The sequence below is a fragment of the Nocardioides pocheonensis genome (assembly GCF_003725535.1).
Classification (GTDB): domain Bacteria; phylum Actinomycetota; class Actinomycetes; order Propionibacteriales; family Nocardioidaceae; genus Marmoricola; species Marmoricola pocheonensis.
The window spans coordinates 35,891-60,093 of sequence record NZ_RJSF01000003.1; the positions used below are offsets into that span (position 1 = coordinate 35,891).

Below are 24,203 nucleotides of genomic sequence, written 5' to 3' on the forward strand. Positions count from 1 at the left end.
GTCGTGTCCACCCCTGCCCGTGCATCCGCAGCGCCCTTCCGGGTGCTCTTCGTGTGCATCGGCAACGTGTGCCGCTCGCCGGTCGGGGAGCGGCTGCTCGCCTCGAGACTGCCCCCCGACCGCTTCGAGGTCTCCAGCGCCGGGGTCGGCGCGATGATCGGCTACGCGATGAGCAAGTACGCCGCCGAGGAGCTCCGGACCTACGGTGGCGACCCGACCGGCTTTGCCGCCCGCCAGCTGACCCCGCACATCGTCGAGGCCAGCGACCTCGTGCTCACCGCGACCCGCGAGCTGCGGTCGCAGGTGCTCGCCGAGCTCCCGACCGCGCTGCGGCGCACCTTCACGATCCTGGAGTTCGCCGCGCTCGTGGAGCAGGCCGAGGGAAGCACGCCCCACGAGCTGGTGAAGTGGGCCGGCGCCCACCGGTCGCTGGTCGCCCACCTCGAGCAGGACGTGCCCGACCCCTACCGCCGCGGTCCGGAGGCGCACGCGCACGCGGCGGCGACCATCGACGTCGCGGTGCAGCAGATCGCGAAGGGGCTCGACGGGTGACCGGTCTCCGCGCGACGGGCCACGCCCTCGGGGTGGTCGTGGCGACCGTCGGCCTGCTGGCGTCCCTGGCCGCGACGCCGCCGCTGCTCGAGGGCACGCGGCCGCCGGGAGCCGTCGGGGCCGCGGCGCCCGCGTCGCCTCCTGCCTCTTCGGCGGCCTCGTCATCGACGCCGTCTCCGGCGTCCCGGGCGGCTGCCGCGGCGCTGCCGCTGTCCGGCGTACGGATCGCGCTGGACCCGGGCCACCAGCTCGGCAACCACAACTTCCCGGCCCAGATCAACCGGCTGGTGCCGGCCGGTGGTTTCAGCAAGCCGTGCAACACGACCGGCACGTCGACCAACGGCGGCTACGCGGAGGCCACCTTGAACTTCCGGGTCGCGCGGCTGGTGCAGGCGCGGCTGCAGGCGCTCGGCGCCGAGGTGGCGATGACCCGCACACGGAACAGCGAGGCGCTGTGGGGGCCGTGCGTCGACGCGCGCGGCGAGTTCGGTGCCCGGGTCGGCGCGACGCTCATGGTCAGCCTGCACGCCGACGGTGCTCCGTCGGCCGACCACGGCTTCCACGTGATCGCCCCCACAGCCCGCAGCCCCTGGACCACCGACATCGCGGCGCCGTCGCTGCGGCTCGCCAAGGCGCTGCGCTCCGGCTTCGACGCGCTGGGCATCCCGCGCTCGACGTACGTCGGCCACGGCTCGGCGCTGTCGATCCGCTCCGACCTCGGCACGCTGAACATGTCCGACGTCCCGGCCGCCATGCTCGAGGTCGGCAACATGCGCAACCGCTCCGACGCCCACCGGATGACCACCCTCACCGGACGCGTCCTCTACGCCCGCGCCGTCGTCCGCGGCATCCGCGCCTACCTCTCCCGTTGAGTTGGGGGAAACCGCCCGCCGAGTTGGGGGTTACCGCCCGTCGAATTGCGTGATACGGCCCCTCGACTTGGGGGGAAACCGACCCTGGGCGCGGCACGGCCTGGGAGAGTCATCGGCGCGCCGGGTGGAAGTCCCGGACTGGTAGGCGGTACTCCCCAACTCAGGGGGCGGTTTCCCACAACTCAAGGGGCGGTCTTCCCCAACTCAACGGTCGAAGAGGGGGCCCCGGTGCAGCTGGTGCTGGGCGGCCTGGGCGACGGGGCGGATGACCAGCTCGTCGATGTTGACGTGGCGGGGGAGGGTGGCGACCCAGCGGACCGCCTCGGCGACGTCCTCGGCGACCAGCGGCTCGTCGACGTCGGCGTAGATCGCGTCGGCCCGCTCCGGGTCGCCGAGCCGGTTCAGGGAGAACTCCTCGGTGCGCACCATGCCGGGCGCGATCTCGGTGACCCGAATCGGCTCACCGTTCAGCTCCTGGCGCAGCGTCTCGCTGAGCGCGCGCAGGCCGTGCTTGGCCACGACGTATCCGCCGCCGCCGGGGTAGACGCCGCGGCCGGCGGTCGAGCCCATGTTGACGATCACCGCGTCCGCCGCAGCCCGGAGCGCCGGGAGCAGCGCGCGGGTGACGCGGAGCGCGCCGAGCACGTTGACGTCGTACATCTGCTGCCAGTCGGCGACCGCGGCGTCCTCGACCCGGTCGAGGCCGACCGCGCCGCCTGCGTTGTTGACCAGCACCTCGACGCGCGGTCCGGCGGCGGCCGCGAGCGCCTGCACCGACTCGTCGGAGGTCACGTCGCAGGTCACGGCGACGCCGCCGATCTCCGCGGCCAGCGCCTCGACCCGATCGGTACGCCGAGCCGCGCAGACCACGCGGAAGCCCTCGCCCGCCAGGGCGCGCGCCGTGGCGGCGCCGATGCCGCTGCTGGCCCCGGTGACCACGGCGAGGCGGCTCGGCGGGGTCGGCACGAGGGGCCTCCTGTGGCGCTGGATCGGTTGGGCGGCCATCATCCTGTCATGAGCCCGAGACTCCTGGCCGCCGCCCTGGGCGGCCTCGGCGGACTGCTGCTCGCTCTCGCCGGCGGCTTGTCGTTCCTCGCCCACCGGTCGCCGAGCTGGCACGGCGCGCTGGCGGTCGCCGGCTACGCGGGCGTGCTCGCGGCGCTGTGCCTGATGGGCTACGCGATTGTCGCGCACGCCCCGGTCTGGCTGCGGCTCATCGTGTCGGTCGCCTTCCCCCTGCTGGCCGCCTCGGTGTGGCAGGTCGTGGACCAGGCCATCGACGACCGCGCCGACGGCTGGAAGGGCCCCGCCACCACCCACCTCCTCGGCGGCCTGATCGTGCTGGTCGTCGTGCTCGTGATGTCCCGGCGGCCCGGTGCCGACCGGGCGGGGGCCTACGCGCCCACGCACCACCGGTGAGTCCGGCGGCCCGATCCGGGTACACACCGCCGGGAATGGGACGGTCGCGGTCATGGTTCTGTTGGGCGGAGGTATGCGCGTGAGTTCACTGGAGTACGCCGCCCGGCCCGGGGCGCTGAGCACGCCGTCGTTGCGGCGGCTGGCCATGATCTCGCTGCACACGTCCCCGCTCGACCAGCCCGGCACCGGTGACGCCGGCGGCATGAACGTCTACGTCACCGAGCTCGCCCGCCGCCTCGCGCAGCGCGACATCGAGGTCGACATCTACACCCGCGCGACGGCGTCCAGCCAGCCGGCGGACGTCCCGATCGCCCCGGGAGTACAGGTCCGGCACATCGTGGCCGGCCCGTTCGAGGGCCTGGCCAAGAACGACCTGCCCGGCCAGCTGTGCGTGTTCGCCCGTGAGGTGCTGCGCACCGAGGCGCAGTTCGACGTGGGCCACTACGACGCCGTGCACAGCCACTACTGGCTGTCCGGCCAGGTCGGCGCCCTGGCCCGCGACCGCTGGGGCGTGCCGCTGGTGCACACGATGCACACGATGGCCAAGGTCAAGAACGGCCTGCTCGCCGACGGCGACACCCCCGAGCCGCAGGCGCGCGTGATCGGCGAGGAGCAGGTGGTCGCCGCGGCCGACATGCTGATCGCGAACACCGACGACGAGGCGAAGGACCTGATCAACAGCTACGCCGCCGATCCCACCCGGGTCGAGGTGGTCCATCCCGGTGTCGACCTCGACGCCTTCCGCCCGGTGCCGATGGCCGACGCGCGGGCGCGTCTCGGCCTTCCCGCCGACGCCGACGTGCTGCTGTTCGTCGGCCGGATCCAGCCGCTGAAGGCCCCCGACGTGCTGCTGCGTGCTGCCGACGCGCTCCTGCGGCGCGACCCCAGCCGCCGTTCCCGTCTCGTGGTCGCGGTGGTCGGCGGTCCGTCGGGCAGCGGTCTCGAGCACCCGACCGCGCTGGCCGACCTGGCCGACGCGCTCGGGCTGTCCGACGTCGTCCGGTTCGTGCCGCCGGTGCACCGCGACGAGCTCGCCGACTGGTACGCCGCGGCGACGCTGGTGTGCGTGCCGTCGTACAACGAGAGCTTCGGGCTGGTCGCCGTCGAGGCGCAGGCCGTCGGCACGCCGGTCGTCGCCGCCGCGGTCGGTGGCCTGACCACCGCCGTCGCGGACGGGATCTCCGGCGTCCTCGTGGACGGCCACGACCCGGAGGACTACGCGCGCGTCTTCGAGCGGATCATCGATTCACCCGGGCTGCGCGCGGCTCTGTCCGTGGGTGCCGTCGCCCAGGCCGCCGACTTCAGCTGGGACCGGACGGCGGACGCCACCCTCGGCGTCTACGGGCGCGCGGTCGAGCTGATGGCCGCCGAGGTCGTGCGGTGACGCGGCCCGACGGGGCCGCCGAGACGATCCGCTCCACGCTCGCCGACAGCGAGCTGGACTGGGAGGAGACCGCCGAGGGCGTCTTCGACGTCGTCCTGCCCGGCCAGCGCAAGCTGCAGACGCCCGTGCGCCTCGAGGTCGGGCCGCACGCCCTGAGCGTGCACGCGTTCGTCTGCCGGCGCCCCGACGAGAACTTCGAGGCCGTCTACCGCTGGCTGCTCGAGCGCAACCTCCGCATGTTCGGGGTCGCCTTCGCCCTCGACCCGCTCGGCGACATCTTCCTCGACGCGCGCCTGCCCCTGTCCGTGGTGACCCCCGAGGAGATCGACCGGCTGCTCGGCTCGGTGCTCACCTACGCCGACGAGTCGTTCAACCAGATCCTCGAGCTCGGGTTCGCCAGCTCGATCCGCAAGGAATGGGAGTGGCGGATCGCGAAGGGCGAGTCCACGGCGAACCTCGAGGCGTTCCGCGGCTGGCTGGAGAGCGAGGCCTGACGGCGCGCACGTGGCCGGATCTGGCGGTACGACGGCCGAAAACCGCGTGTCACCGGACCCGGCGCTCGACTACGTTCCAGCAGTGACCAGCACCAGCAGCACCGAGAAGTCCCCCGTCGTCGTCGCGTCGGAGCGCCCGGCCGCCTGGCTGCCCGTCACCGCCCTGGGCGTGACCCTGCTGCTGTGGGCCTCGGCGTTCGTGGCCATCCGGCACCTCGGCCACGACGTCACACCGGGGGCACTGTCGCTGGGCCGGCTGCTGGTCGGCTCCGTCGCGCTCTCCTTCCTGCTGCTGCGCGGGCGCCGCGCCCGGCTCACCCGCAACGAGGTGCTGCTCCTGCTGCTGTGCGGCATCGCGTGGTTCGGGATCTACAACATCGCCCTCAACGACAGCGAGCGCCGGATCGACGCGGCAACCGCGGCGATGCTGGTGCAGATCGGCCCGATCGTCGTCGCGCTCCTCGCCGCTGTGTTCCTCGGCGAGCGCCTCACCCCCTGGCTGCTGGGCGGCATCGCGGTCGCGTTCGCGGGCGTGGTGGTGATCGGCCTGGCGATGCGTGGGCACGGCGGCTCGGACGTCAGCGGCGTGCTGCTGGCGCTCCTGGCGGCCGTGACGTACGCCGTCGGCGTGGTGTCGCAGAAGGTCCTGCTGCGCCGGCTCTCGGGCCTGGAGGTGGTCTGCTACGCCTGCTGGATCGGCGTCGTGGTGTGCCTGCCGTGGTCCGGTGACCTCGTCGGCGTGGTCCGGCACGGGAGCGGGGCCGACCTCGCCTGGATCGCCTACCTCGGGACCTTCCCGACCGCGCTCGCGTTCAGCCTGTGGGCCTACGCCTTGCGCCACACCGACGCCGGCAAGCAGGCGATCACGACGTTCCTGGTGCCGGGGATCACCGCGGTGCTGGCCTGGGTGCTGCTCGACGAGGTGCCACCCGCGCTCGCCTTCGCCGGCGGCCTGCTGTGCATCTTCGGGGTGCTGCTGACCCGACGCAAGCCGCGGGCGGTCTCCACCGTTCGGGTCTGACCCCATCGGCCGTTCGGTCAGGTTTCCGCGGTTTCGACCCGATTTGCCTGACATCGGCACAGACTGGTGGAAGCCGTCACGGGGGCGGACCACAAGGGGGAGACGGCCATGGCCACGTTCAGCTCGATCGTCTACACGATCGGTACCGCGCTCGACCGCGCTCGCGAAGGCGGGATGCGCGTCGACGTGCTCGTCGAGGGACAGTGGCTCGAGGGACACGTGGCGGCCAGCGACGGCCACGGCGTGGTCCTCGAGAACGGCACCGACGACCACGTCGTCGTGCGCCTCGAGAGGGTCTCGGCGGTCCGGGTCGCGGCCCGCGCGCCGATGCTCGGCGTCATCGACTCGTCGCCCCGCGTGGACGACTCCCGCTTCGAGGGCGCGATGCCCATGCCCGGGCCCCGGGCCGCAGCCGTCTGACCGCAGCCTCCGGCCGCAGCGGCTCAGCCCGCTGAGACCAGGGCCCCGAGAGTCTCGGCACACCCCTCGTCGACCTTGACGGTCGCGTAGCCGTCACCACGCGTCTGGCCACGGTTGACGATCACGACGGGGATCCCGCGCAGGTGCGCCTGCTTGACGAACCGGCGCCCGCTGAAGACGTGCAGCGACGAGCCCAGCACCACCAGGGCCTCGGCCTGCTCGACGAGCGCCGTGCACCGACTCACGCGGGTCGGCGGGACGCTCTCGCCGAAGAACACCACGTCGGGCTTGAGCACGCCGCCGCACCGGTCGCACGCGGCGACCACGAAGCCGCCGGTCGACTCGAGGTCGACGTCACCGTCGGGCAGCGTGCGGAGCCCGGTCGCGACGAAGGTGCGGTTCAGGGCCGTCAGCCGGTCCTGCAGCGCCGCACGGCTCGAGCCGGTGCCGCAGTCGAGGCAGGTCACGCGGTCGATGCGGCCGTGCAGCTCGACCAGGTCGCGGTGGCCCGCGGCGGTGTGCAGCCCGTCGACGTTCTGCGTGATCAGACCCGTCAGGCGATCCTCGGCCTCGAGCCGCGCCAGGATGCGGTGGGTCGCGTTGGGCAGCGCCGTGCCCATCGAGCGCCAGCCCAGGAAGCTGCGCGCCCAGTAGCGCTGACGAGCGGGATGGCCGGACCGGAACTGCTGGATCGTCATCGGCGCCCGCACCGGCGCCCCGGCCCCGCGGTAGTCGGGGATGCCGGAGTCGGTGGAGACCCCCGCCCCGGTGAGGACCAGCCACCGACGGTCACCCAGGACCTCGGTCAGCCCGGTCGCCGCGACCTCCTGCACGCTCACGGGTCAAGTATGTCCAGTTGGCGGAAAGGACCCGTTGAGTTGGGGGAAACGGCCCGTTGAGTTGGGGGAAACCGCCCGTCGAATGGGGAGAAACGGCCCCGTCGAGCTCACCGCCGCGGACCGGTCGACCGACGGGAGCTCAGGTTTCGGCCCGCGGTCGCGGGTTCGCGAGCTCACCCGCGCGCTCGCTCAGGGTTCGGCCTGCGGTCGCGGGTTCGCGAGCTCACTCGCGCGCTCGCTCAACCTCTTCGCGTCGACACCCTGCTCGTGCCTCGCAGGGTGTCGGCTCAGAGATCGAGCTTGTAGCCCAGGCCTCGCACGGTCGTGAGCAGGTGCGGCTCGGCCGGGTTCGGCTCGATCTTCGCGCGCAGGCGCTTGACGTGCACGTCGAGCGTCTTGGTGTCGCCGACGTAGTCCGACCCCCACACGCGGTCGATCAGCTGGCCGCGGGTGAGCACCCGCCCGGGGTTGCGCAGGAACATCTCGAGCAGCTCGAACTCCTTCAGCGGCAGCCGTACGTCGGTGCCGTTGATCGTGACCACGTGGCGCTCGACGTCCATCCGGACCGGCCCGGCCTCGAGCGTGGCCGGGCTGAGGTCCGGCTCGGTGCCGCGCCGGAGCACGGCCCGGATGCGGGCGACCAGCTCGCGCGGGGAGTACGGCTTGGTGACGTAGTCGTCGGCGCCGAGCTCGAGCCCGACGACCTTGTCGACCTCGTCGTCCTTCGCGCTGACCATGATCACGGGCACGTTCGAGGTCTGCCGGATCTGGCGGCAGACCTCGGTGCCGGGCATGCCGGGAAGCATGAGGTCGAGCAGCACGATGTCCGCGCCGGCCCGGTCGAACTCCGTCAGCGCGTCCGGTCCGGTCGCGGCGACGGCGACCTCGAAGCCCTCCTTGCGCAGCATGTAGGACAAGGCGTCGCTGTAGCTCTCCTCGTCCTCGACGACGAGCACGCGGGTCATCGTGGTGCCTTCGGGCGAGCGGTCACTGGGGTGCCTCCATCGTGGGAACCTTCCTCGGAAGGGTGAGCGTGAACGTCGAGCCCTGGCCCTCGACCGACCACACGCGTACGTCGCCGCCGTGCGACGCCGCCACGTGCTTGACGATGGACAGGCCGAGGCCGGTGCCGCCGGTGGAGCGGTGCCGGGCCGGGTCGACGCGGTAGAACCGCTCGAAGATGCGGTCGATCTCGTGGGCCGGGATGCCGATGCCCTGGTCGGTGACGGTGATGTCGACGGTGGTGTCGCCCGGCTTCGCGGCCACGACGACGGTGGAGCCGGCCGGCGAGTAGGCGACGGCATTGGCCACCAGGTTGCCGACCGCGACCGCCACCTGCTCGCGGTTGCCCAGCAGGACCAGCCCCTCGGTGCCGTCGCGGACCAGGTCGATGCCGCTCGCGGCCGCGTCGGTGGAGTTCTCGTCGATCGCGCGCTTGAGGATGTCGTCGACGTCCACCGGCAGCGGCTCGTCGAGGGGGTCGTCGCCCTGCAGGCGCGAGAGCTCGATGATCTGCTGCACGAGCCGGGCGAGCCGCTCGCTCTCGGTGTGCATCCGGCCCGCGAACCGCTGCACGGCCTCGGGGTCGTCGGCGGCGTCGATCACCGCGTCGGACAGCAGCCGGATCGCCCCGACCGGCGTCTTCAGCTCGTGGCTGACGTTGGCGACGAAGTCGCGGCGGATCGACTCGACCCGGTGCTCCCGCGTGCGGTCCTCGACGAGCGCGAGCACCAGCTGCGAGCTCAGCGGCGCGACCCGGGCGGAGACGTGGCGGGGCGGCGTACCGGGCGCGCGCTGCATCACGATCTCGGTCTCGCGGATCTGGCCGTCCCGGCGTACCTGGCGCACCAGGTCGGCCAGCTCGCGCACCGCGATCCGCCGGTCACGGACCAGGCCCATGGCGATCGCCGGTGCGGAGGCCTTGAGGACCTGCTCGCTGCTGTCCACGACCAGGGCGCTGCTGCGCAGCACGGAGAGGACGGCGGCGATACCGGGCGGCAGCGTCGGCACGGGCCCCACCTCGGGCCGGGTCTGGGCCTCGCTGATCCGCCACGCGAGCACGACACCTGCTCCCAGGACCGCCCCGAGCAGGGCGAAGAGCAGCGCTTGCGTCGTCGAGCTCACGGCCCTGATCGTACGCAGCCCTTCACCTGGTGTTCGGCGTCCGGGACCGCCCTTCAAGGACTGTTCGCCGCCCGTTCACGCTTCGTCGCCCTCCGTTCACCTCGCGGAACTAACCTCGACGTCATGCGCGATGCCTACACCGACCAACTCGACGCGATCAGGGACGACCTGCTCACCATGACCAGGCTCGTCGGCGAGGCCGTGTCGAAGGCGACCCAGGCGCTCCTCGACGGGAACGCCCAGCTCGCCGAGCAGGTGATCTCCGAGGACGAGGCCGTCGACGTGCTGCGCGTGCGTATCGAGGAGGAGAGCTTCGACCTGCTGGCGCTGCAGAACCCGGTGGCCGGCGACCTGCGGATGCTGGTCGCCTCGCTGCGCATGGTCGGGGAGTTCGAGCGCATGGGCGACCTCTCGGTGCACATCGCGAAGATCGCGCGCCTGCGGGTGCCCGAGGTGGCTGTGCCCGACGAGCTGGTGCCGACCATCGCACGGATGTCGGCCGTCGCCGAGGTGATGGTCGCCAAGGTCGGCCACATCATCGCCGACTCCGACGTCGCCGCCGCCGAGGAGCTCGAGCAGGTCGACGAGGAGATGGACCGGCTGCGTCGCTCGTCGTTCCGCGAGCTGCTCGGCTCGGACTGGAAGCACGGCGTCGAGCCGGCTGTCGACATCGCCCTCCTGGGCCGCTACTACGAGCGGATCGCCGACCACGCCGTCTCCATCGCTCGGCGGGTTGTGTTCCTGGTGACCGGCGAGCAGCCCACATATTTGGACTAGCTGTACTGATTGCCCTCGCTCCGCTCGGGCGTGCTGCGCTGTCTCGACTGGCCCTCGCTCCGCTCGGGCTGCTACGCCGCCCTTGAAGGGTTCGTCTTCCCTCCTCGCTCTGCTCGCTGGCGCTCGCAGGTCGCTCGTCAGTCCAGACGAACCCGGGCGGCGCAGCGTTGTGGGTGCGGGAGTTGCTGCGCTCGCCGTGGTTCGTCAGTCCAGACGGACCCGGCGGCGCAGCGCTGTGGTTCGGGGCCGCGCAGCGCTCGCCGTGGTTCGTCAGTCCGGACGGACCCGGCGGCGCAGCGCTGTGGTTCGGGGCCGCGCAGCGCTCGCCGTGGTTCGGCAGTCCGGACGGGCCCGGCGGCGCAGCGTTGTGGTTCGGGGCCGCGCAGCGTTGTGGGTGCGGGAGTTGCTGCGCTCGCCGTGGTTCGTCAGTCCGGACGGACCCGGCGGCGCAGCGTTGTGGTTCGGGGCCGCGCAGCGTTGTGGGTGCGGGAGTTGCTGCGCTCGCCGTGGTTCGTCAGTCCGGACGGACCCGGCGGCGCAGCGCTGTGGTTCGGGGGCGGCGTCGCGCTGGTGCCGGTCGGCCCTGGCGGCGCAGCGTCGTGGTCCGATCAGCTGGTGAGTGCTTCGACCGCGACGTCCTTGTGCCACGACTCGGTGGCGTACGACGTCCGCCAGCCGAGCGAGCGGTAGAGGTCGGCCGCGCCGGTCGGTGAGTCTGCGTCCACCTTGAGGCAGACCCGGTCGCGTCCCCGTCTGGCGGCGTCGGCCACGACGGTCGAGAGCAGGGCCTTGGCGACTCCGCGCCCACGGGCGCGGCGGTGGACGCCGATGTAGTCGACGTACGTGCCCGGTACGCCGTCTCCGCGCGCCGGGAGCACCGAGCTGACCAGGGCTCCGCCCGGTACGGGGACCCCGTCCTCCTCGACGAGGGCCAGCCACCAGTGGTCCCAGCGGTGGCCGGGGTCCTCGCGGAGTCGCTGGGCGAACTCCGGGAAGCTCTCGCGGTAGGAGTTGAAGTGGTCCTCGAAGGACTCCTCGAGCATCCGGTGCACGGCCTGGAGGTCCTCGGCGACCGGCATCGTCGTGCCGTCGCCGAGCTCCTGCACGCCGACGCGGCGGATCGTCACGCCTGCGCGGAGCGGCGGCATCGGCTCGGGTGCGGACACGGGGCGCCGCTTGTGCAGCCACCGGCGCACGGGTGCGAAGCCGGCGGCCCGGAGCCACTCCTGCGACGCGTGGTCGCCCTCCTCGACGACCGCGTCGATGCGGGTCTCCGGCACGGCCCTGGCCTCACCGAGGGCGACGACCACCCGCTCCTGCCACTCCAGCAGCGCCGAGGCGAGCGGACCCGCTTCCGGGCACGCCGGGTCGACCACGAGCCGGAGGTCGGCGCGGCCGGCGGCGCGGTCGTGCACGGACGCCCAGGCCCTGATCTCGTCCTGCCCGTCGGTCGCGACCAGCTGGCGCCGCGTCCACGAGCCCGGACCCACGGCGGCGACGAGCACGGCGTCCTCGTCCACACCGCCGCTGCCCCGCGTCGCCGCCACGTGCGCGTCGCTCAGCTCCACCAGCCGGGGCACGTCCTCGACGGTCGGCACGCGGGCCGACCACCCCTCGGGAAGCGTCGGTGCAGGATCGAGCGGGAGGGAGCTCATGGCCCCAGTGTTCCAGCAGCGCCCGGTCGCCCCAGCGGGCCCGTCGCGCCGGGCCCACCGCCCGCCGGAGTCAGCGCCCCTGGTTGGCGACGGCCGCAGCCGCGGCAGCGGCGGCCTCGGGGTCGAGGTAGCGGCCGCCGGCGACGGTCGGCACGTGCTGCTCGTCGAGCTCGTAGACCAGCGGCATGCCGGTCGGGATGTTCAGCCCGGCGATGTCGGCGTCGGAGACCTGGTCGAGGTGCTTGACGATCGCGCGCAGGCTGTTGCCGTGGGCCGCGATCAGCACGGTCAGCCCGGACTCGAGGTCGGGCACGATCGCGGAGTCCCAGTAGGGGAGCATCCGAGCGACGACGTCCTTGAGGCACTCGCTGCGCGGCATCTCGTCGCCGAGGTCGGCGTAGCGCGGGTCGCCGAACTGCGACCACGGGTCGTCGTCGTCGATCGGCGGCGGCGGGACGTCGTACGAGCGACGCCAGAGCATGAACTGCTCCTCGCCGTACTCGTCGCGGATCTGCTTCTTGTCCTTGCCCTGAAGGGCGCCGTAGTGGCGCTCGTTGAGCCGCCAGGACCGGCGCACCGGGATCCAGTGCCGGTCGGCGGCATCCAGCGCGAGGTGCGCGGTGGTGATCGCGCGGCGCTGCAGCGAGGTGTGCACGACGTCGGGGAGCAGGCCGGCCTCGACCAGCTGCTCGCCGCCGCGGGTCGCCTCGGCCCGGCCCTTGTCGGTGAGGGCCACGTCGACCCAGCCGGTGAAGAGGTTCTTCGCGTTCCACTCGCTCTCGCCGTGGCGGAGCAGGATCAGGGTCGCCATCGTCAGGCCCCGATCACTGGGTGGCGGTCGCCGACGGCGACGACGACGGCGAGGACTTCGGCGACTTCGAGGACGTCGGAGACGCGCTCGGCAGCGGGACGTCCTGGTAGTCGCCGGTCGCCTCGACGACCGGGACTTTCATCGTGGTGGTCTGGCCGTTGCTGAACGAGAAGGTCAGCTCGACGAACGTGCCCGGCTTGATCGACGACCCCTCGAGCGTGAGGTCGCCGGACTCCGCGAGCCGCGCGTTGCCGGCGGCAGGGACGTCGACGGTCGTGCGCGACGCCGTGATGCCGGGGCCGCTGACGGTGTCGAGGGTGGCGTCCTGGGTCGTGTCCTTGTTGACCAGAGTGCCGGCGAACGTGCCCGAGCCGTCCTCGCCGCTGACGATCAGCGCGTTGAGGATGTCGACGTCGCCGGAGCGGTCGTTGACCCCGACGGCCGGCTGGTAGACCTGATCGGTCTGGGCACTGAACCCGCAGGCGGTGAGGGCAGGAGCCAGCAGCAGGGCGGCGATCGCGGTGCGACGCCGGAGCGGGGACTTCACGGGACCTCGGGTCCTCTCGGTGTGGCGGACAGACAGGCGTGGCAGGCCGTCGACCGGCCCGGACGCGGCTGCAGCCTATCGCTTCACCGACGGCGTCACTGGCGCAGACCGAGGGTGAGACTGGCAACAGCCAGGCCCGCCACGGCCGCCGTGGTGAACAGGATCGTGAGCACCAGCAGCCGGGGTGCGCCGATGCGCAGCGCGATCCGCAGCGGCAGGTTCCGGGCGCCGGACTTGTTGTCGTCGACGAGGTCGCCCAGCGTGGTGACGAAGTGCAGGCAGAAGCCGACCGCGGCGGCCGCACCAGTGACGGCGTACGTCGGCGGGTTGCCGTGCATGCCGCCCGCCCAGCCGCCGTACGCGAGGAACGCGGGGAGCAGCGCGGCCGAGAGGGTCCAGCCCAGCCAGGAGAACGCGGTGCGGTGCAGCCAGCGGTTGTGCGCCCAGCCGATCGGCAGGGTGAGCAGAAGGGCGACGCCGGCGACGCTGCCGTTCTGCACCGACAGCGGCACGGCGAGCAGGATCAGCACCATCATCCAGTAGCTCGCGCGGCTCGCCGGCAGCAGTCCCTGCGCGATCGGCTTGCCCACGGTCTGGGCCCGGTAGTCGTGGTGCTGGTCGCACAGGTCGTTGGACAGACCGAGCGAGAGCTGGACGGCGAGCACGGCCGCCGCGGTCGAGAGGTACTCCCGCCCGGGGCGTCCGTCGACGGCCGCGAGCACGCCCAGCACGGCGGCCAGGAACACCGCCTGCTTCGGGTGGGCGCTGCGGACCAGGTCCCTCACCTGGCCCGAGCGGGTGGTGGAGACCGCTTCGCTCATGGGCGAAAACTACCGGCACGGACGCCGCGTCCGTGGGCAGAACCGGCAGGAGGGGGTGTGTCGTGGCGTCGGCAGACGCACATGAATCGGCACCTTGTCAAGCCTCGATAGCGGCTCTGACCTGCGCAAACGCGAAAGGGATCGCTGGCGGCGCGTGTTAGACTGGTCACCTTGAAAGGGGTTCACACGCATATGACTTTCACCGTCGGCGAAACGGTTGTCTATCCAAATCACGGGGCTGCGGTCATCGAGGACATCGAGATGCGGGCCATCAAGGGCGAGGAGAAGCAGTACCTCGTTCTGCGCATCGTGGCTCAGCAGGATCTCGTCGTCCGGGTGCCCGCGTGCAACCTGGACCTCGTCGGGGTTCGCGATGTGGTCGACAAGGAGGGTCTCGACCGGGTCTTCGACGTACTTCGTGCGATCGTGCCCGACGAGCCGACCAACTGGTCGCGCCGCTACAAGGCCAACCTCGAGAAGCTCCACTCCGGTGACGTGATGAAGGTGGCCGAGGTCGTCCGCGACCTGTGGCGCCGCGAGCGTGACCGGGGCCTCTCGGCAGGCGAGAAGCGGATGCTGGCCAAGGCGCGCCAGATCCTGGTCTCCGAGCTGGCGCTGGCCGAGCACACCAACGAGGACAAGGCCGAGGCCATCCTCGACGAGGTGCTCGCGTCCTGACCTACCCAGGTCCTTCAGCACCAGAACGCCCCCGATCCTCGTGATCGGGGGCGTTCTGCTTTGCTGGTCCGGTGACGCACGAGGACGAGCCGCTGGGCTGGGTGCCGGTCGAGGGCCGCGGCTCGCTGCCGTTCGCACTCGTCCACGGCGAGTCGCTGGTCGCCGCGGCGTCGTGGGCGGTCGGCGAGGCGGGCATCGTCCTCTTCGACGCCTCGGTCACCTTCGACCAGGTACGCCGCTCCGGGCGCGCACTGCTCCTGCACGACCCGTTGTGCCCGCTGACGCCGGTGGACTTCCTGGCCGAGGCCGCCGCGACGTGCGAGGAGACCGGCGCGGTCGTCGTGGGCTTCCGGCCCGTGACCGACACCGTCAAGCGGTCGAGCAAGGACAGCCTCGGCGAGACCGTCGACCGCTCCGGGCTGCGCGCGATCACCTCGCCCGTGGTGGTGCCGCCCGCAGTGCTGGCCGGGCTCGAACGACTCGACACCAGCGACTTCCCCGCCCTGGTCGCCGACCTGGCGACGCGGGCGGAGGTCGTCTGGCTGGAGGCCCCGCCGCTGTCGCGTCGCGTGCGTGACGAGCACGACCTCGCCGACCTCGAGGCGCTCAGCCGGGCCGAGGGCGCCTCAGCGACCTGACGCCTCGAGCGCGAGGAGCTCCTCGGCCAGGCGCAGGTCCTCGGCGAAGGTGATCTTCAGGTTGCGGCGCTCGCCGGGGACGGAATGCACCGTCGTCTCGGCGTACTGCTCGAGGCAGGCCGCGGTGTCGGTGCCCCGGAAGCCGTCGGCCGCCGCGTCGTCGTACGCCGCCAGCAGTGCGCGGGCCTCGAACGCCTGCGGGGTCTGCACGGCGACGAGGTCGTCGGGGGCCAGCGATCCGTCGGCGTTGCTGAGTCGCCCGGCGGGGACGGCCGGGACCGCGGCGCCCTGCGTGGCCGCGACGTCGACCACCGCACGGAAGAGTGCGGCCGTCGCGAGCGGTCGGGCGGCGTCGTGGATCGCGACCACGTCGATCTCGCCGGACTCGATGTCGGGGCGCAGCGCCCTGAGCGCCTGGTACTCCGAGTCGTGCCGCTCCTCGCCGCCGACCACGAGCCACACGTCGTGCGGGCCCAGGTAGGGCGCGAGGGCCTCGCTCACCTCGGCGTGGTCCTCCTCACGCACGACCACGACGACGCGGTGCGCGCCGTCCACGGCGAGGGCGGTGCGGACGCTGTGCGCCAGCACCGGCACGCCGTCGAGCGGCAGCAGCACCTTGTTGCGCTCGGCCCCGACCCGGCGTCCGGAGCCGGCGGCGAGCAGCACGATCGCGGAGCGGGCGGTCACAGGTGCGGCCTGAGCAACCGGATCAGGACGCCCGAGACGAGCTCGTCGCGCTCGAGCGGGAGCATGTGCCCGGCGTCCGGTACGACGGTCAGCACGGCGCCCTCGACGCTCTCCGCGATCCGGCGGGCGTGCGACGGGGGAGTCAGCACGTCGCGGGTGCCGACGAGCACTTGGGTGGGGATCCCGTCGAGGACCTTGAGCCCCTCGGCGCGGTCGTGGTGCATGCAGTCCTGGTAGAAGCCGACCATGGTCGCGGCCGACGAGTTGATGATCCCCTCGACGGTCAGGGCGGCGTCGACGAGGCGCATCGGGTGGCCGAACAGGAACCGGTGCACGACTTGGCGCTCGATGATCGGCGCGCGCCGGCGGGCCTTCTTGGTCAGGGTGCGCGAACGGAGGGCCAGCATGCGGGGGATCTGCGAGCGCAGCAGCGGCCCCATCTCCGGCAGGCCGAGCGTCACGGTGTTCAGCTGCCCCGACGAGGTGGCGACGAACGCGGTCCCGACCACGCGGTCGAACAGCTCGGGCCGCTGCGCGGCCAGCGCCATCACGGTCATGCCGCCGATCGAGTGGCCGGCCAGGACGAGCTTGCCCTCCGGCGCGTAGGTGTCGATCACGTCGGACATGTCCCGCGCGAGGTTGTCGATCGTGCAGCTGGCCTTGTGCGCCTCCTGCGAACGACCGTGCCCGCGGTGGTCCCACGTGACGATCCGGATCGCGTGGCCGAACTCCCGCTGCAGCGCGCGGACCTGGTAGTGCCAGCCCTCCTGGTTCAGGGTCCAGCAGTGCGCGAGCAGGATCGTGACCGGAACCTGCTCGGGGCCGTACGTGCGCACGTCCAGGTCCAGGCCGTCGAAGGTCCTCATGAGTTGAGTGTGCCTTCCGGTAACAGGAAACTGGCGGAACTGTGGTCCATCCGACAGTCGCGGGTCAGCCCAGGTGCCCGGGTCGGGTCACCAACGCGGTGGCGACCGCCGCGAGGCCCTCACCCCGGCCGGTCAGCCCGAGTCCGTCGGTGGTGGTGGCCGAGATCGAGACGGTCAGCCCGTGGCGGTCGGCCAGCGCCGCCTCGGCGTCCGCGCGGCGCGCGCCGAGCCGCGGCCGGTTGCCGATCAGCTGCACGGCGACGTTGCCGACCGACCAGCCGGCGTCGCCCACGCGGCGGAGGGTCTCGGCGAGGAGGTCGTTGCTGTCGGCGCCGGCCCACTCCGGGTCGGAGCTGCCGAAGTTGCTCCCCAGGTCGCCCAGGCCGGCTGCGGAGAGCAGCGCGTCGCAGACGGCGTGCAGGACGACGTCGCCGTCCGAGTGACCCTCCGGCCCGGAGGTCTCCTCGGGCCAGTCCAGGCCGGCGATCCGCATCGGGCGGCCCTCGACGAGGCGGTGCACGTCGGTGCCGATGCCGATCCGCAGGTCCACGCGACGATCATGCCGCACGGCAGGACCACGCGCGGGGAGCCCGTCAGCGGATCGTAAGCACGCGTCGCGCGGTCACGGGCGCCGATGCGCCACGATGGTCGGGTGACGGGAGATCGGAGGTCAGCGTACCTGGCCCTGGCCGGCGTGCTGACCGGTGCCGCCGGCATCGTCACCAGCCAGGCGACGGTGTGGGCGCTGCGGGCGACGAACTCCCCGGTGGTCGCCGTCGCCAGCGCCGTCCGCGACCTCACGCCGGGGCCGCTGGCGGTGCGGCTGGTGCACCTCGTCGGCCACCTCGACAAGCCGTTGCTGGTCGCCGGAACCCTGGTGGTGCTGATCGTGCTGTGCGGCTGGGCCGGGCTGCTCACCCGGCGACACCCGCTGGTGCCGGACCTGCTGTTCGCCGGGCTCGCGCTGGTCGGGCTGCTCGCGGTGATCCGGCTGAAGGACTCGGGCATCGCGTCCGGACTGGCCGTGGTGGTGGGCCTGGTCACATGGATCGTGACCCTGCGGCTGCTCACCGCGCCGCTCTTGGCCGAGCCGGCAGGAGCCACCGGCGCTGCCGCCGGCCCCGTCTCGGGCGCCCTCTCCGCGGAGTCGCGACGGGCCTTCGTCCTGCGCGCCGGCGGAGCCGCCGCCGTGGTGCTGCTGGCCGGGGCGGCCGGCCGCGTCGCGAGCGGCAGCCGGCGCAAGGTGGAGCAGGCGCGCAGGCTGCTGCGGCTCCCCGTGCACCACGGCGCCCTGCCCGAGGGCGCGAACGTCGACGTGGCCGGCATCGCCCCGTGGCGGACGCCGAACAGCGACTTCTACCTGATCCACACGGTGCTGTCGGCGCCCTCGATCTCGCCCAAGGACTGGCAGCTGCGGATCCATGGCATGGTGGAGCGGGAGCGCACCTACACCTACGACGACCTGATCCGGCGGCAGCTGACCGAGGCCTGGGTGACGCTGTGCTGCGTGTCGAACGAGGTCGGAGGCGACCTGATCGGCAATGCGTTCTGGTCCGGCGTGCTGGTGCGCGACCTGCTCCAGGAGGTCGGCGTGCAGTCCGGCGCGGACGCGGTGCTGCAGACGTCGCACGACGGGTGGACCTGCGGTACGCCGCTCGCCGCCCTCACCGACGACCGCAACGCGATGCTCGCGGTCGCGATGAACGGCCTGCCGCTGCCGATCGACCACGGCTTCCCGGTGCGCACGGTCGTGCCCGGCCTCTACGGCTACGTGTCGGCGACCAAGTGGCTGGTCGACCTCGAGGTCACCCGCTTCGACCGGTTCACCGCCTACTGGACCCGTCGCGGCTGGTCGGCGAAGGGACCGGTCAAGACGGAGTCGCGCATCGATGTCCCGCGCGGGGGCGACAACGTGAAGGCCGGGATGATCCGGGTCGGCGGCAGCGCGTGGGCGCAGCACACCGGCATCGAGCGCGTGGAGTACCAGCTCGACGGCGGTCCGTGGCGCACGGCCGACCTCGGCGGCGTACCGGACCTGGACACGTGGGTGCAGTGGACCGACCTCGTCGAGGTCGCGGCCGGTGACCATGTGCTGGTGGTCCGGGCGACCGACCGCTCCGGCGCGACCCAGACGTCCGCGCGTCGCGACGTGGTGCCCGACGGTGCGACCGGGTGGCACACGGTGTCGTTCAGCGCGACCTGAGCGCACGCCCTACGCTGCGGACCATGGACCAGGACTTCGCGGACCGGACCGGCGCGGCGCTGGTCGTCGGGGGCAGCGGCGGCATCGGCCGCGCGATCGTCCGGATGCTCGGCGAGCGCGGCAGCGCCGTCGTGGCCACCTACCGGGGGTCGCGGGAGCGGGCGCAGCTGGCGGTCGACGAGGCCACGGCGTACGGGGTCCGCGGCGAGGCCGTCGCCCTGGACCTGCTCGACGACGCGGCGTGCGCGGCGGTGGTCGAGCACGTGGTCGCGGCGTACGGCGGTCTCCACACGCTCGTGTACGCCGCCGGGCCGCACGTCCCGATGCGGCACCTCAGCCAGGTCGCGCCGGCCGAGCTGGCCGGGCAGCTCGACGGCGACGCCGCCGCGTTCTTCCGGGTCGTCGCCCCGGCCCTGCCGGCCCTGCGGGCGAGCGGCGGCAACGTCGTCGCGGTCACGACCGCCGCGACCGCCCGCTTCCCGGTCCGCGACGGCCTGTCCTCGGTGCCCAAGGCGGCGGTCGAAGCGCTGGTGCGGGGGCTCGCCGTCGAGGAGGGCCGCTTCGGTGTGCGCGTGAACTGCGTGGGCCCGGGCATGCTCACCGACGGCATGGCCGAGCGGCTGATCTCCTCCGGTGAGCTCGACGAGCGCGCCCTCGAGGCGGCCCGCACGAACATCCCGCTGCGGCGGTTCGGCCAGGCCGTCGACATCGCCGAGGCGGTCTGCTTCCTCGCATCGGACCGGGCCGGGTTCGTCAGCGGTCAGAAGCTGGACGTCGACGGCGGCTACGGGGTCTGAGACGCGAAGAGGTTGGGCAAGGCTGCGCGTGAGCTCGCGAACCCGCAACGCCGGGCCGAAACCTGGGTGACGGGGTTGCGTCACCGGGTCCCTCACCAGGTTTCGGCACGCTCCGTTTCGGCTTCGTTCCTCAGCCGAAGTCGCTGCTCAACCACCGACGATCGGATCCGCTGGCGCGTCTCCGATCACCACGCCCGGACGCCCGCCGGCCGCGCCGGCAACGGATGGGCCGCGTCGTGGAGCACGTAGGCCATGCCGCCCGAGCCCCCGAGCCAGGCACGCTCGAACTGCGCGCGGTTGTAGGTCCTCCGCACGGTGGCGTCGTTCGGGGCGGCGGGGTCCATCACGACCGGGTCGCCGCCGGCGGTCAGCCCGGACAGCACGACCAGGTGACCGGCCGTGGCCGAGATCGGCGCGCCCGCGAGCTGGCCGCGGCCGAAGCGGATCGAGACGATCAGCGGGATGCCGGCGCGCAGGAACGGCTCGGCCATCCGCAGGTCGGCCAGCCGGGTCACGAAGGCGTCGCCGAGCTGGCTCGCACCGACGGCGGTGTTGAACGGCCAGTTGCCGGTGCCCTGGTAGCGGTAGTCGTAGGTGAGCCGGGCGACCTGGTTGACCCAGCGGTCGGCGTACGCCGCCTTCACCCACGACCCCACGACGGGCAGCCGCCCGTAGTAGCCGAGCACCATCGAGAGCGAGGTGGGGGAGCACCAGGCCTCGCCACCGCCGCCGTACTGCGGGTCCTGTCCGCGGTGGATCATCTGCGAGTAGCCCGGGACCGGCAGCGACACGGCTGTCGAGGACAGCGGCTGCGACGTCGCCGGGACCGTGCCGGGCAGGAGTGAGGCCACCGTGGACACCGACCGCACGACCGGGCCCGCGTGGCCCGGGCGCCGCATCAGCTGCACCCGCAGCTGGTAGGTGCTCAGCTGCACACCCGCCTGGGCGCGCAGCGTGTCGGTGGAGACCTGCGCCACGGCGTCGGCCTGGGCGCCCGAGCTGCGGCGGCGGAGGAACCGGTCACCGCTGGTCCAGCGCCCGAGGTCCTTGAAGGTGGAGACGCGGCCCTGGCTGTCGCGGACCCGCACGAGCACCTGCAGCCACGACCCGCCGGGCGTGCGCGCGGCCCACGAGGGCACCAGCTCGGTGAACGACTGGCCCGGCGCGACCCAGCCGGAGGTCCAGCGTGCGAAGTCGTAACGCACTCCCGCGACCGTCCGCGAGCCGATCGGGCGGGCCAGGGTGAGCGCGCCGTTCGCGACCGCCGTGCCGCGCGCGCGGCCGCCGGCGAAGTCCGCGGCGGTGTGCCGGGTCAGGGTGCTGGCGGCGGCGTCGGCGACCATCCGCACCCGAGGCCGGCCGTCGCTGCGCCCGTGCGCGAGCACGCCGAGCGGTACCACCAGGGCGACCAGGACGATCAGGGACACCAGCACGCGGGGGTGGGTGAGGAAGCGTCGGACGGGCGTCGGGGTCACCGAGCAACGTTAACCCCAGAAACCTCAGAAGTGCCCAATTTTCACACGGCTCCAGCGTCGATAGACTCGCGCGGTGAACCTGAGGCTCTATGACACCGCCGCCGGCGACGTGCGTGACTTCGTGCCCCTCGAGGACGGCAAGGTCGGCATCTACGTCTGTGGCCTCACCGTCCAGAGCGAGCCTCACGTCGGCCACGTGCGCTCCGCGGTGAACTTCGACGTGCTGCGCCGCTGGCTGCTCGCCCGCGACTACGACGTCACGTTCATCCGCAACATCACCGACATCGACGACAAGATCCTCGCGAAGTCGGCCGAGCAGGGCCGGCCCTGGTACAACCTCACCTACGACATGAAGCGCCTGCTCGACAAGGCGTACGCCGACCTCAACGTGCTGCCGCCGACCTACGAGCCCGCCGCGACCGGCCACGTTCCGGAGATGCTCGAGCTGATCGACCTGCTCGTCGAGCGCGGCCACGCCTACGCGGCCGAGGACGGGTCGGGCGACGTGTACTTCGACGTGCGGTCGTGGCCGGCGTACGGCGAGCTGACGCACCAGTCGATCGACGACATGGAGCCGGCCGAGGACGCCGACCCGCGGGGCAAGCGCGACCCGCGCGACTTCGCGCTCTGGAAGGGCCACAAGCCGACCGAGCCGACCACCGCGTCGTGGCCCTCGCCCTGGGGGCGCGGACGACCGGGCTGGCACATCGAGTGCTCGGCGATGGCCAGCAAGTACCTCGGCGGCGCGTTCGACATCCACGGCGGCGGCGTCGACCTGCGCTTCCCGCACCACGAGAACGAGCAGGCCCAGTCGCGGGCGGCCGGGTTCGGGTTCGCGTCGTACTGGCTGCACAACGCGTGGATCACCACGTCGGGCGAGAAGATGAGCAAGTCGCTGGGCAACTCGCTGCTCGTGCCCGAGGTGCTCAAGCAGGTCCGCGGCATCGAGCTGCGCTACTACATGGTGGCCGCGCACTACCGGTCGCACGTGGAGTTCTCGTTCGAGGCGCTGCAGGACGCCGCCGCGGCCTTCCGGCGGATCGAGGGCTTCCTGGAGCGCGCCCGGACCGCGCTCCCCGCGGAGTTCCATGTCGGTACCAGCTCGGGCGAGGAGCCGTGGCTCTCGTTCGCCGCGGCGATGGACGACGACCTCGGCACTCCGGCCGCGGTCGCGGTGATCCACGACGCCGTCCGGCTGGGCAACAAGCAGCTCACCGAGAAGGACGAGGACGGGCTGAAGTCGACGTACGCGCACCTGCACGCGATGCTCGACGTGCTCGGGCTGAACCCCTTCGACGCGGTGTGGAGCGGCGCCTCGGGCGACGACACCAAGCTGACCAACGCGATCGACGTGCTCGTGGCCGGCCTGCTCGAGCAGCGCAACGAGGCGCGGGCCGCCAAGGACTGGGCGACCGCCGACGCGATTCGTGACCGGATCAAGGCCGCCGGCATCGAGGTCGAGGACACCCCCGACGGCCCCCGATGGACCATCGACGGCGGGAGCAACTGATGCCGGGGGTTTCGAGGCTCGCTGGCGCTCGCACCTCAACCACCGGAAAAGGACACTGACGTGCCTGGAAATTCTGCACGACGCGGCGCGATCAAGAAGACCGGCAAGGGCAACCCGACCGCCGGCTCCGGCGGGCGGGTCCGTCGCGGGCTGGAGGGCAAGGGCCCCACGCCGAAGGCGAAGGACCGGCCGTACCACAAGGCGCACAAGCTGAAGGCGAAGGCGGAGAAGTCTGCCGCGAGCCGCCCGAAGCGCCGTCCGAAGACCGGCGACTCCGAGTGGATCGCCGGCCGCAACAGCGTGCTCGAGGCGCTGCGCGCGGGCATGCCGGTGACCGGGGTGTACGTCGCCGAGGGGGCCGAGCGCGACAGCAGGCTCCGCGAGGTCTTCGCGGTCGCGGCCGAGCGGGGCGTCTCGATCCTCGAGGTGCCTCGCGTCGAGCTGGACCGGATGACCAGCGGCGCGGTACACCAGGGGCTGGCGGCCCGCATCCCGGCGTACGAGTATGCGCACCCCGAGGACCTGCTCGCCCTGGCCGACGAACGCGGCGAGAAGCCGCTGATCGTCGCGCTGGACTCGGTCACCGACCCGCGGAACCTCGGTGCGGTCGTGCGGTCCGCCGCGGGCTTCGGAGCGCACGGGGTGGTCGTGCCCGAGCGTCGTGCCGCCGGGATGACCGCCGCGGCCTGGAAGACGTCGGCCGGAGCCGCGGCTCGGGTGCCGGTCGCGCAGACGGTCAACCTGACCCGGCAGCTCAAGGCCTACCAGCAGGCAGGATGCATGGTGGTCGGCCTGGCGGCCGACGGTGACGTCTCGCTGCCCGACCTCGAGCTGGCCGACGGTCCGCTCGTGGTGGTCGTGGGCTCGGAGGGCGACGGGCTCTCCCGGCTCGTGGCCGAGACCTGCGACCAGCTGGTGTCGATCCCGATGAGCTCCTCGCTGGAGTCGTTGAACGCTGGGGTGGCCGCGTCGGTCGCGCTCTACGCGATCTCCCAGCGCCGCGGCACGGCCGGGTAGCGCCCCGTCGTACCCGACTAAGACGAGTTGTCTGGGAGACTTGCTGCATGCGCGTCACCGCCAAGTCCGACTACGCCCTGCGGGCCCTGATCGAGATCGCCCGTCGCGACGACGGCGGACCGGTGAGCGCGGAGGAGATCGGCCGGCTCCAGGACATCCCGCACGGGTTCCTCCAGGCGATCCTCGCCGACCTCCGCCGTGCCGGCGTGCTGGTCGCCCAGCGCGGGCAGTCCGGCGGCTGGCGGATGAACAAGGACCCCGACCAGGTGACCGTCGCCGACGTGATCCGCGCGGTCGACGGGCCGCTGGTGTCGATCTACGGGCTGCGCCCCGAGGCGGTCGAGTACAACCCGGCCGCCGCGGTGCTCCAGCACGTGTGGATCGCCAGCCGTCGCTCGCTGCGCGACGTCCTCGAGTCGGTCACCGTGCAGCAGCTGGCCGACGGCAAGCTCCCGAAGTCGGTCAGCAGCCGCACCTCCGACGAGGACGCCTGGCAGCCGCACTGAACCTGGCCGTCGCACGACCGGGGCGCAGGGCCGCGAACGGGCAATTAGGGCATTTCGTCCCGGTATCGTCCATTGCCTGCCACCCTTGGG

Annotated in this window: 27 protein-coding genes; 15 read left to right on the forward strand and 12 right to left on the reverse strand. The window is 72.5% G+C overall.

Going from position 1 to position 24,203, the window contains the following annotated elements:
- The first annotated feature begins 3 nt into the window (after positions 1-3).
- Positions 4-552 carry an arsenate reductase/protein-tyrosine-phosphatase family protein gene (locus tag EFL26_RS00595; RefSeq protein WP_183407970.1) on the forward strand — a complete coding sequence of 183 codons (549 nt, stop codon included), beginning with the start codon at positions 4-6 and terminating at the stop codon, positions 550-552.
- Entirely contained in the window at positions 549-1,424 is an 876-nt protein-coding gene (locus tag EFL26_RS00600) for an N-acetylmuramoyl-L-alanine amidase (RefSeq protein WP_245999922.1), read from the forward strand. Before EFL26_RS00595 ends, EFL26_RS00600 begins: the two co-directional genes overlap by 4 nt.
- 204 nt (positions 1,425-1,628) lie before the next feature.
- On the opposite strand, the gene EFL26_RS00605 is transcribed toward EFL26_RS00600, so the two are convergent.
- Positions 1,629-2,390, reverse strand: coding sequence for an SDR family oxidoreductase (locus EFL26_RS00605; protein WP_245999923.1), 762 nt, complete (start codon positions 2,388-2,390; stop codon positions 1,629-1,631).
- A 48-nt stretch (positions 2,391-2,438) separates the two neighbouring features.
- Between EFL26_RS00605 and EFL26_RS00610 the strand changes: the two genes are divergently transcribed.
- The 5 genes from EFL26_RS00610 to EFL26_RS00630 all read left to right on the forward strand — a co-directional run bounded on the left by EFL26_RS00610 (position 2,439) and on the right by EFL26_RS00630 (position 6,162).
- Positions 2,439-2,843 carry a hypothetical protein gene (locus EFL26_RS00610; RefSeq protein ID WP_123220948.1) on the forward strand — a complete coding sequence of 135 codons (405 nt, stop codon included), beginning with the start codon at positions 2,439-2,441 and terminating at the stop codon, positions 2,841-2,843.
- A gap of 79 nt (positions 2,844-2,922) precedes the next feature.
- A complete protein-coding gene (gene mshA, locus EFL26_RS00615) occupies positions 2,923-4,227 on the forward strand; it encodes a D-inositol-3-phosphate glycosyltransferase (RefSeq protein WP_425464092.1) in 1,305 nt (434 codons plus the stop codon).
- Positions 4,224-4,721, forward strand: a complete 498-nt coding sequence (locus tag EFL26_RS00620) for a type III secretion system chaperone family protein (protein WP_123220950.1) — start codon at positions 4,224-4,226, stop codon at positions 4,719-4,721. Before mshA ends, EFL26_RS00620 begins: the two co-directional genes overlap by 4 nt.
- An 82-nt stretch (positions 4,722-4,803) precedes the next feature.
- A complete protein-coding gene (locus tag EFL26_RS00625) occupies positions 4,804-5,742 on the forward strand; it encodes a DMT family transporter (RefSeq protein WP_221176784.1) in 939 nt (312 codons plus the stop codon).
- A gap of 108 nt (positions 5,743-5,850) precedes the next feature.
- Positions 5,851-6,162 carry a hypothetical protein gene (locus tag EFL26_RS00630; protein WP_123220951.1) on the forward strand — a complete coding sequence of 104 codons (312 nt, stop codon included), beginning with the start codon at positions 5,851-5,853 and terminating at the stop codon, positions 6,160-6,162.
- 23 nt (positions 6,163-6,185) lie between these two features.
- Here EFL26_RS00630 and EFL26_RS00635 read toward each other — a convergent pair whose 3' ends face one another.
- From EFL26_RS00635 to EFL26_RS00645, 3 genes are all read right to left on the reverse strand, one after another.
- The gene (locus tag EFL26_RS00635; RefSeq protein WP_123220952.1) at positions 6,186-7,001 is read right to left on the reverse strand and encodes an NAD-dependent protein deacetylase; all 816 of its coding nucleotides are present in this window, start codon (positions 6,999-7,001) and stop codon (positions 6,186-6,188) included.
- 287 nt (positions 7,002-7,288) lie between these two features.
- Positions 7,289-7,966 carry a response regulator transcription factor gene (locus tag EFL26_RS00640; protein WP_123220953.1) on the reverse strand — a complete coding sequence of 226 codons (678 nt, stop codon included), beginning with the start codon at positions 7,964-7,966 and terminating at the stop codon, positions 7,289-7,291.
- A 22-nt stretch (positions 7,967-7,988) separates the two neighbouring features.
- On the reverse strand, positions 7,989-9,125 hold the full coding sequence (locus tag EFL26_RS00645) for a sensor histidine kinase (protein WP_123220954.1): 1,137 nt from the start codon (positions 9,123-9,125) through the stop codon (positions 7,989-7,991).
- Between the two features lie 123 nt (positions 9,126-9,248).
- Here EFL26_RS00645 and phoU point away from each other — a divergent pair, with 123 nt between their 5' ends.
- The gene (phoU, locus tag EFL26_RS00650) at positions 9,249-9,902 is read left to right on the forward strand and encodes a phosphate signaling complex protein PhoU (RefSeq protein WP_123220955.1); all 654 of its coding nucleotides are present in this window, start codon (positions 9,249-9,251) and stop codon (positions 9,900-9,902) included.
- A 608-nt stretch (positions 9,903-10,510) separates the two neighbouring features.
- On the opposite strand, the gene EFL26_RS00655 is transcribed toward phoU, so the two are convergent.
- From EFL26_RS00655 to EFL26_RS00670, 4 genes are all read right to left on the reverse strand, one after another.
- Positions 10,511-11,557: a GNAT family N-acetyltransferase gene (locus EFL26_RS00655; protein ID WP_123220956.1), complete on the reverse strand. Its 1,047-nt coding sequence runs from the start codon at positions 11,555-11,557 to the stop codon at positions 10,511-10,513.
- 70 nt (positions 11,558-11,627) lie between these two features.
- Positions 11,628-12,368 (reverse strand): phosphoglyceromutase, encoded by a 741-nt coding sequence (locus EFL26_RS00660; RefSeq protein WP_123220957.1) that lies wholly within the window; start codon positions 12,366-12,368, stop codon positions 11,628-11,630.
- Between the two features lie 13 nt (positions 12,369-12,381).
- Positions 12,382-12,915 (reverse strand): hypothetical protein, encoded by a 534-nt coding sequence (locus EFL26_RS00665; RefSeq protein WP_123220958.1) that lies wholly within the window; start codon positions 12,913-12,915, stop codon positions 12,382-12,384.
- Positions 12,916-13,010: 95 nt separating this feature from the next.
- On the reverse strand, positions 13,011-13,736 hold the full coding sequence (locus tag EFL26_RS00670; RefSeq protein ID WP_123220959.1) for a UbiA family prenyltransferase: 726 nt from the start codon (positions 13,734-13,736) through the stop codon (positions 13,011-13,013).
- Positions 13,737-13,928: 192 nt separating this feature from the next.
- Between EFL26_RS00670 and EFL26_RS00675 the strand changes: the two genes are divergently transcribed.
- Together EFL26_RS00675 and EFL26_RS00680 are read left to right on the forward strand one after the other, a co-directional pair.
- Positions 13,929-14,414, forward strand: coding sequence for a CarD family transcriptional regulator (locus EFL26_RS00675; protein ID WP_123220960.1), 486 nt, complete (start codon positions 13,929-13,931; stop codon positions 14,412-14,414).
- A 71-nt stretch (positions 14,415-14,485) separates the two neighbouring features.
- Positions 14,486-15,052, forward strand: coding sequence for a 2-C-methyl-D-erythritol 4-phosphate cytidylyltransferase (locus EFL26_RS00680; RefSeq protein WP_245999924.1), 567 nt, complete (start codon positions 14,486-14,488; stop codon positions 15,050-15,052).
- Here EFL26_RS00680 and EFL26_RS00685 read toward each other — a convergent pair.
- The 3 genes from EFL26_RS00685 to ispF form a co-directional block, all read right to left on the reverse strand.
- Positions 15,041-15,739 carry an IspD/TarI family cytidylyltransferase gene (locus EFL26_RS00685; protein ID WP_123220961.1) on the reverse strand — a complete coding sequence of 233 codons (699 nt, stop codon included), beginning with the start codon at positions 15,737-15,739 and terminating at the stop codon, positions 15,041-15,043. The genes EFL26_RS00680 and EFL26_RS00685 overlap by 12 nt on opposite strands.
- Positions 15,736-16,605 carry an alpha/beta fold hydrolase gene (locus EFL26_RS00690; protein WP_123220962.1) on the reverse strand — a complete coding sequence of 290 codons (870 nt, stop codon included), beginning with the start codon at positions 16,603-16,605 and terminating at the stop codon, positions 15,736-15,738. The genes EFL26_RS00685 and EFL26_RS00690 overlap by 4 nt, the downstream gene beginning before the upstream one ends.
- A gap of 64 nt (positions 16,606-16,669) precedes the next feature.
- On the reverse strand, positions 16,670-17,155 hold the full coding sequence (gene ispF / locus EFL26_RS00695; protein WP_123220963.1) for a 2-C-methyl-D-erythritol 2,4-cyclodiphosphate synthase: 486 nt from the start codon (positions 17,153-17,155) through the stop codon (positions 16,670-16,672).
- Positions 17,156-17,257: 102 nt separating this feature from the next.
- Between ispF and EFL26_RS00700 the strand changes: the two genes are divergently transcribed.
- Both EFL26_RS00700 and EFL26_RS00705 read left to right on the forward strand, forming a co-directional pair.
- Positions 17,258-18,808 carry a molybdopterin-dependent oxidoreductase gene (locus EFL26_RS00700; protein WP_245999925.1) on the forward strand — a complete coding sequence of 517 codons (1,551 nt, stop codon included), beginning with the start codon at positions 17,258-17,260 and terminating at the stop codon, positions 18,806-18,808.
- A 23-nt stretch (positions 18,809-18,831) separates the two neighbouring features.
- Positions 18,832-19,605: an SDR family NAD(P)-dependent oxidoreductase gene (locus tag EFL26_RS00705; RefSeq protein WP_123220965.1), complete on the forward strand. Its 774-nt coding sequence runs from the start codon at positions 18,832-18,834 to the stop codon at positions 19,603-19,605.
- A gap of 185 nt (positions 19,606-19,790) precedes the next feature.
- Here the strand turns inward: EFL26_RS00705 and EFL26_RS00710 are convergent, their stop codons facing one another.
- Positions 19,791-21,080 (reverse strand): C39 family peptidase, encoded by a 1,290-nt coding sequence (locus EFL26_RS00710; RefSeq protein WP_123220966.1) that lies wholly within the window; start codon positions 21,078-21,080, stop codon positions 19,791-19,793.
- Between the two features lie 73 nt (positions 21,081-21,153).
- Between EFL26_RS00710 and cysS the strand changes: the two genes are divergently transcribed.
- The 3 genes from cysS to EFL26_RS00725 are packed head-to-tail and all read left to right on the forward strand — an operon-like array spanning position 21,154 to position 24,113.
- On the forward strand, positions 21,154-22,590 hold the full coding sequence (gene cysS, locus EFL26_RS00715) for a cysteine--tRNA ligase (protein WP_123220967.1): 1,437 nt from the start codon (positions 21,154-21,156) through the stop codon (positions 22,588-22,590).
- A 60-nt stretch (positions 22,591-22,650) separates the two neighbouring features.
- Entirely contained in the window at positions 22,651-23,607 is a 957-nt protein-coding gene (gene rlmB / locus EFL26_RS00720; protein ID WP_123220968.1) for a 23S rRNA (guanosine(2251)-2'-O)-methyltransferase RlmB, read from the forward strand.
- Positions 23,608-23,654: 47 nt separating this feature from the next.
- Entirely contained in the window at positions 23,655-24,113 is a 459-nt protein-coding gene (locus EFL26_RS00725) for an RrF2 family transcriptional regulator (RefSeq protein ID WP_123220969.1), read from the forward strand.
- Positions 24,114-24,203 lie beyond the last annotated feature (90 nt).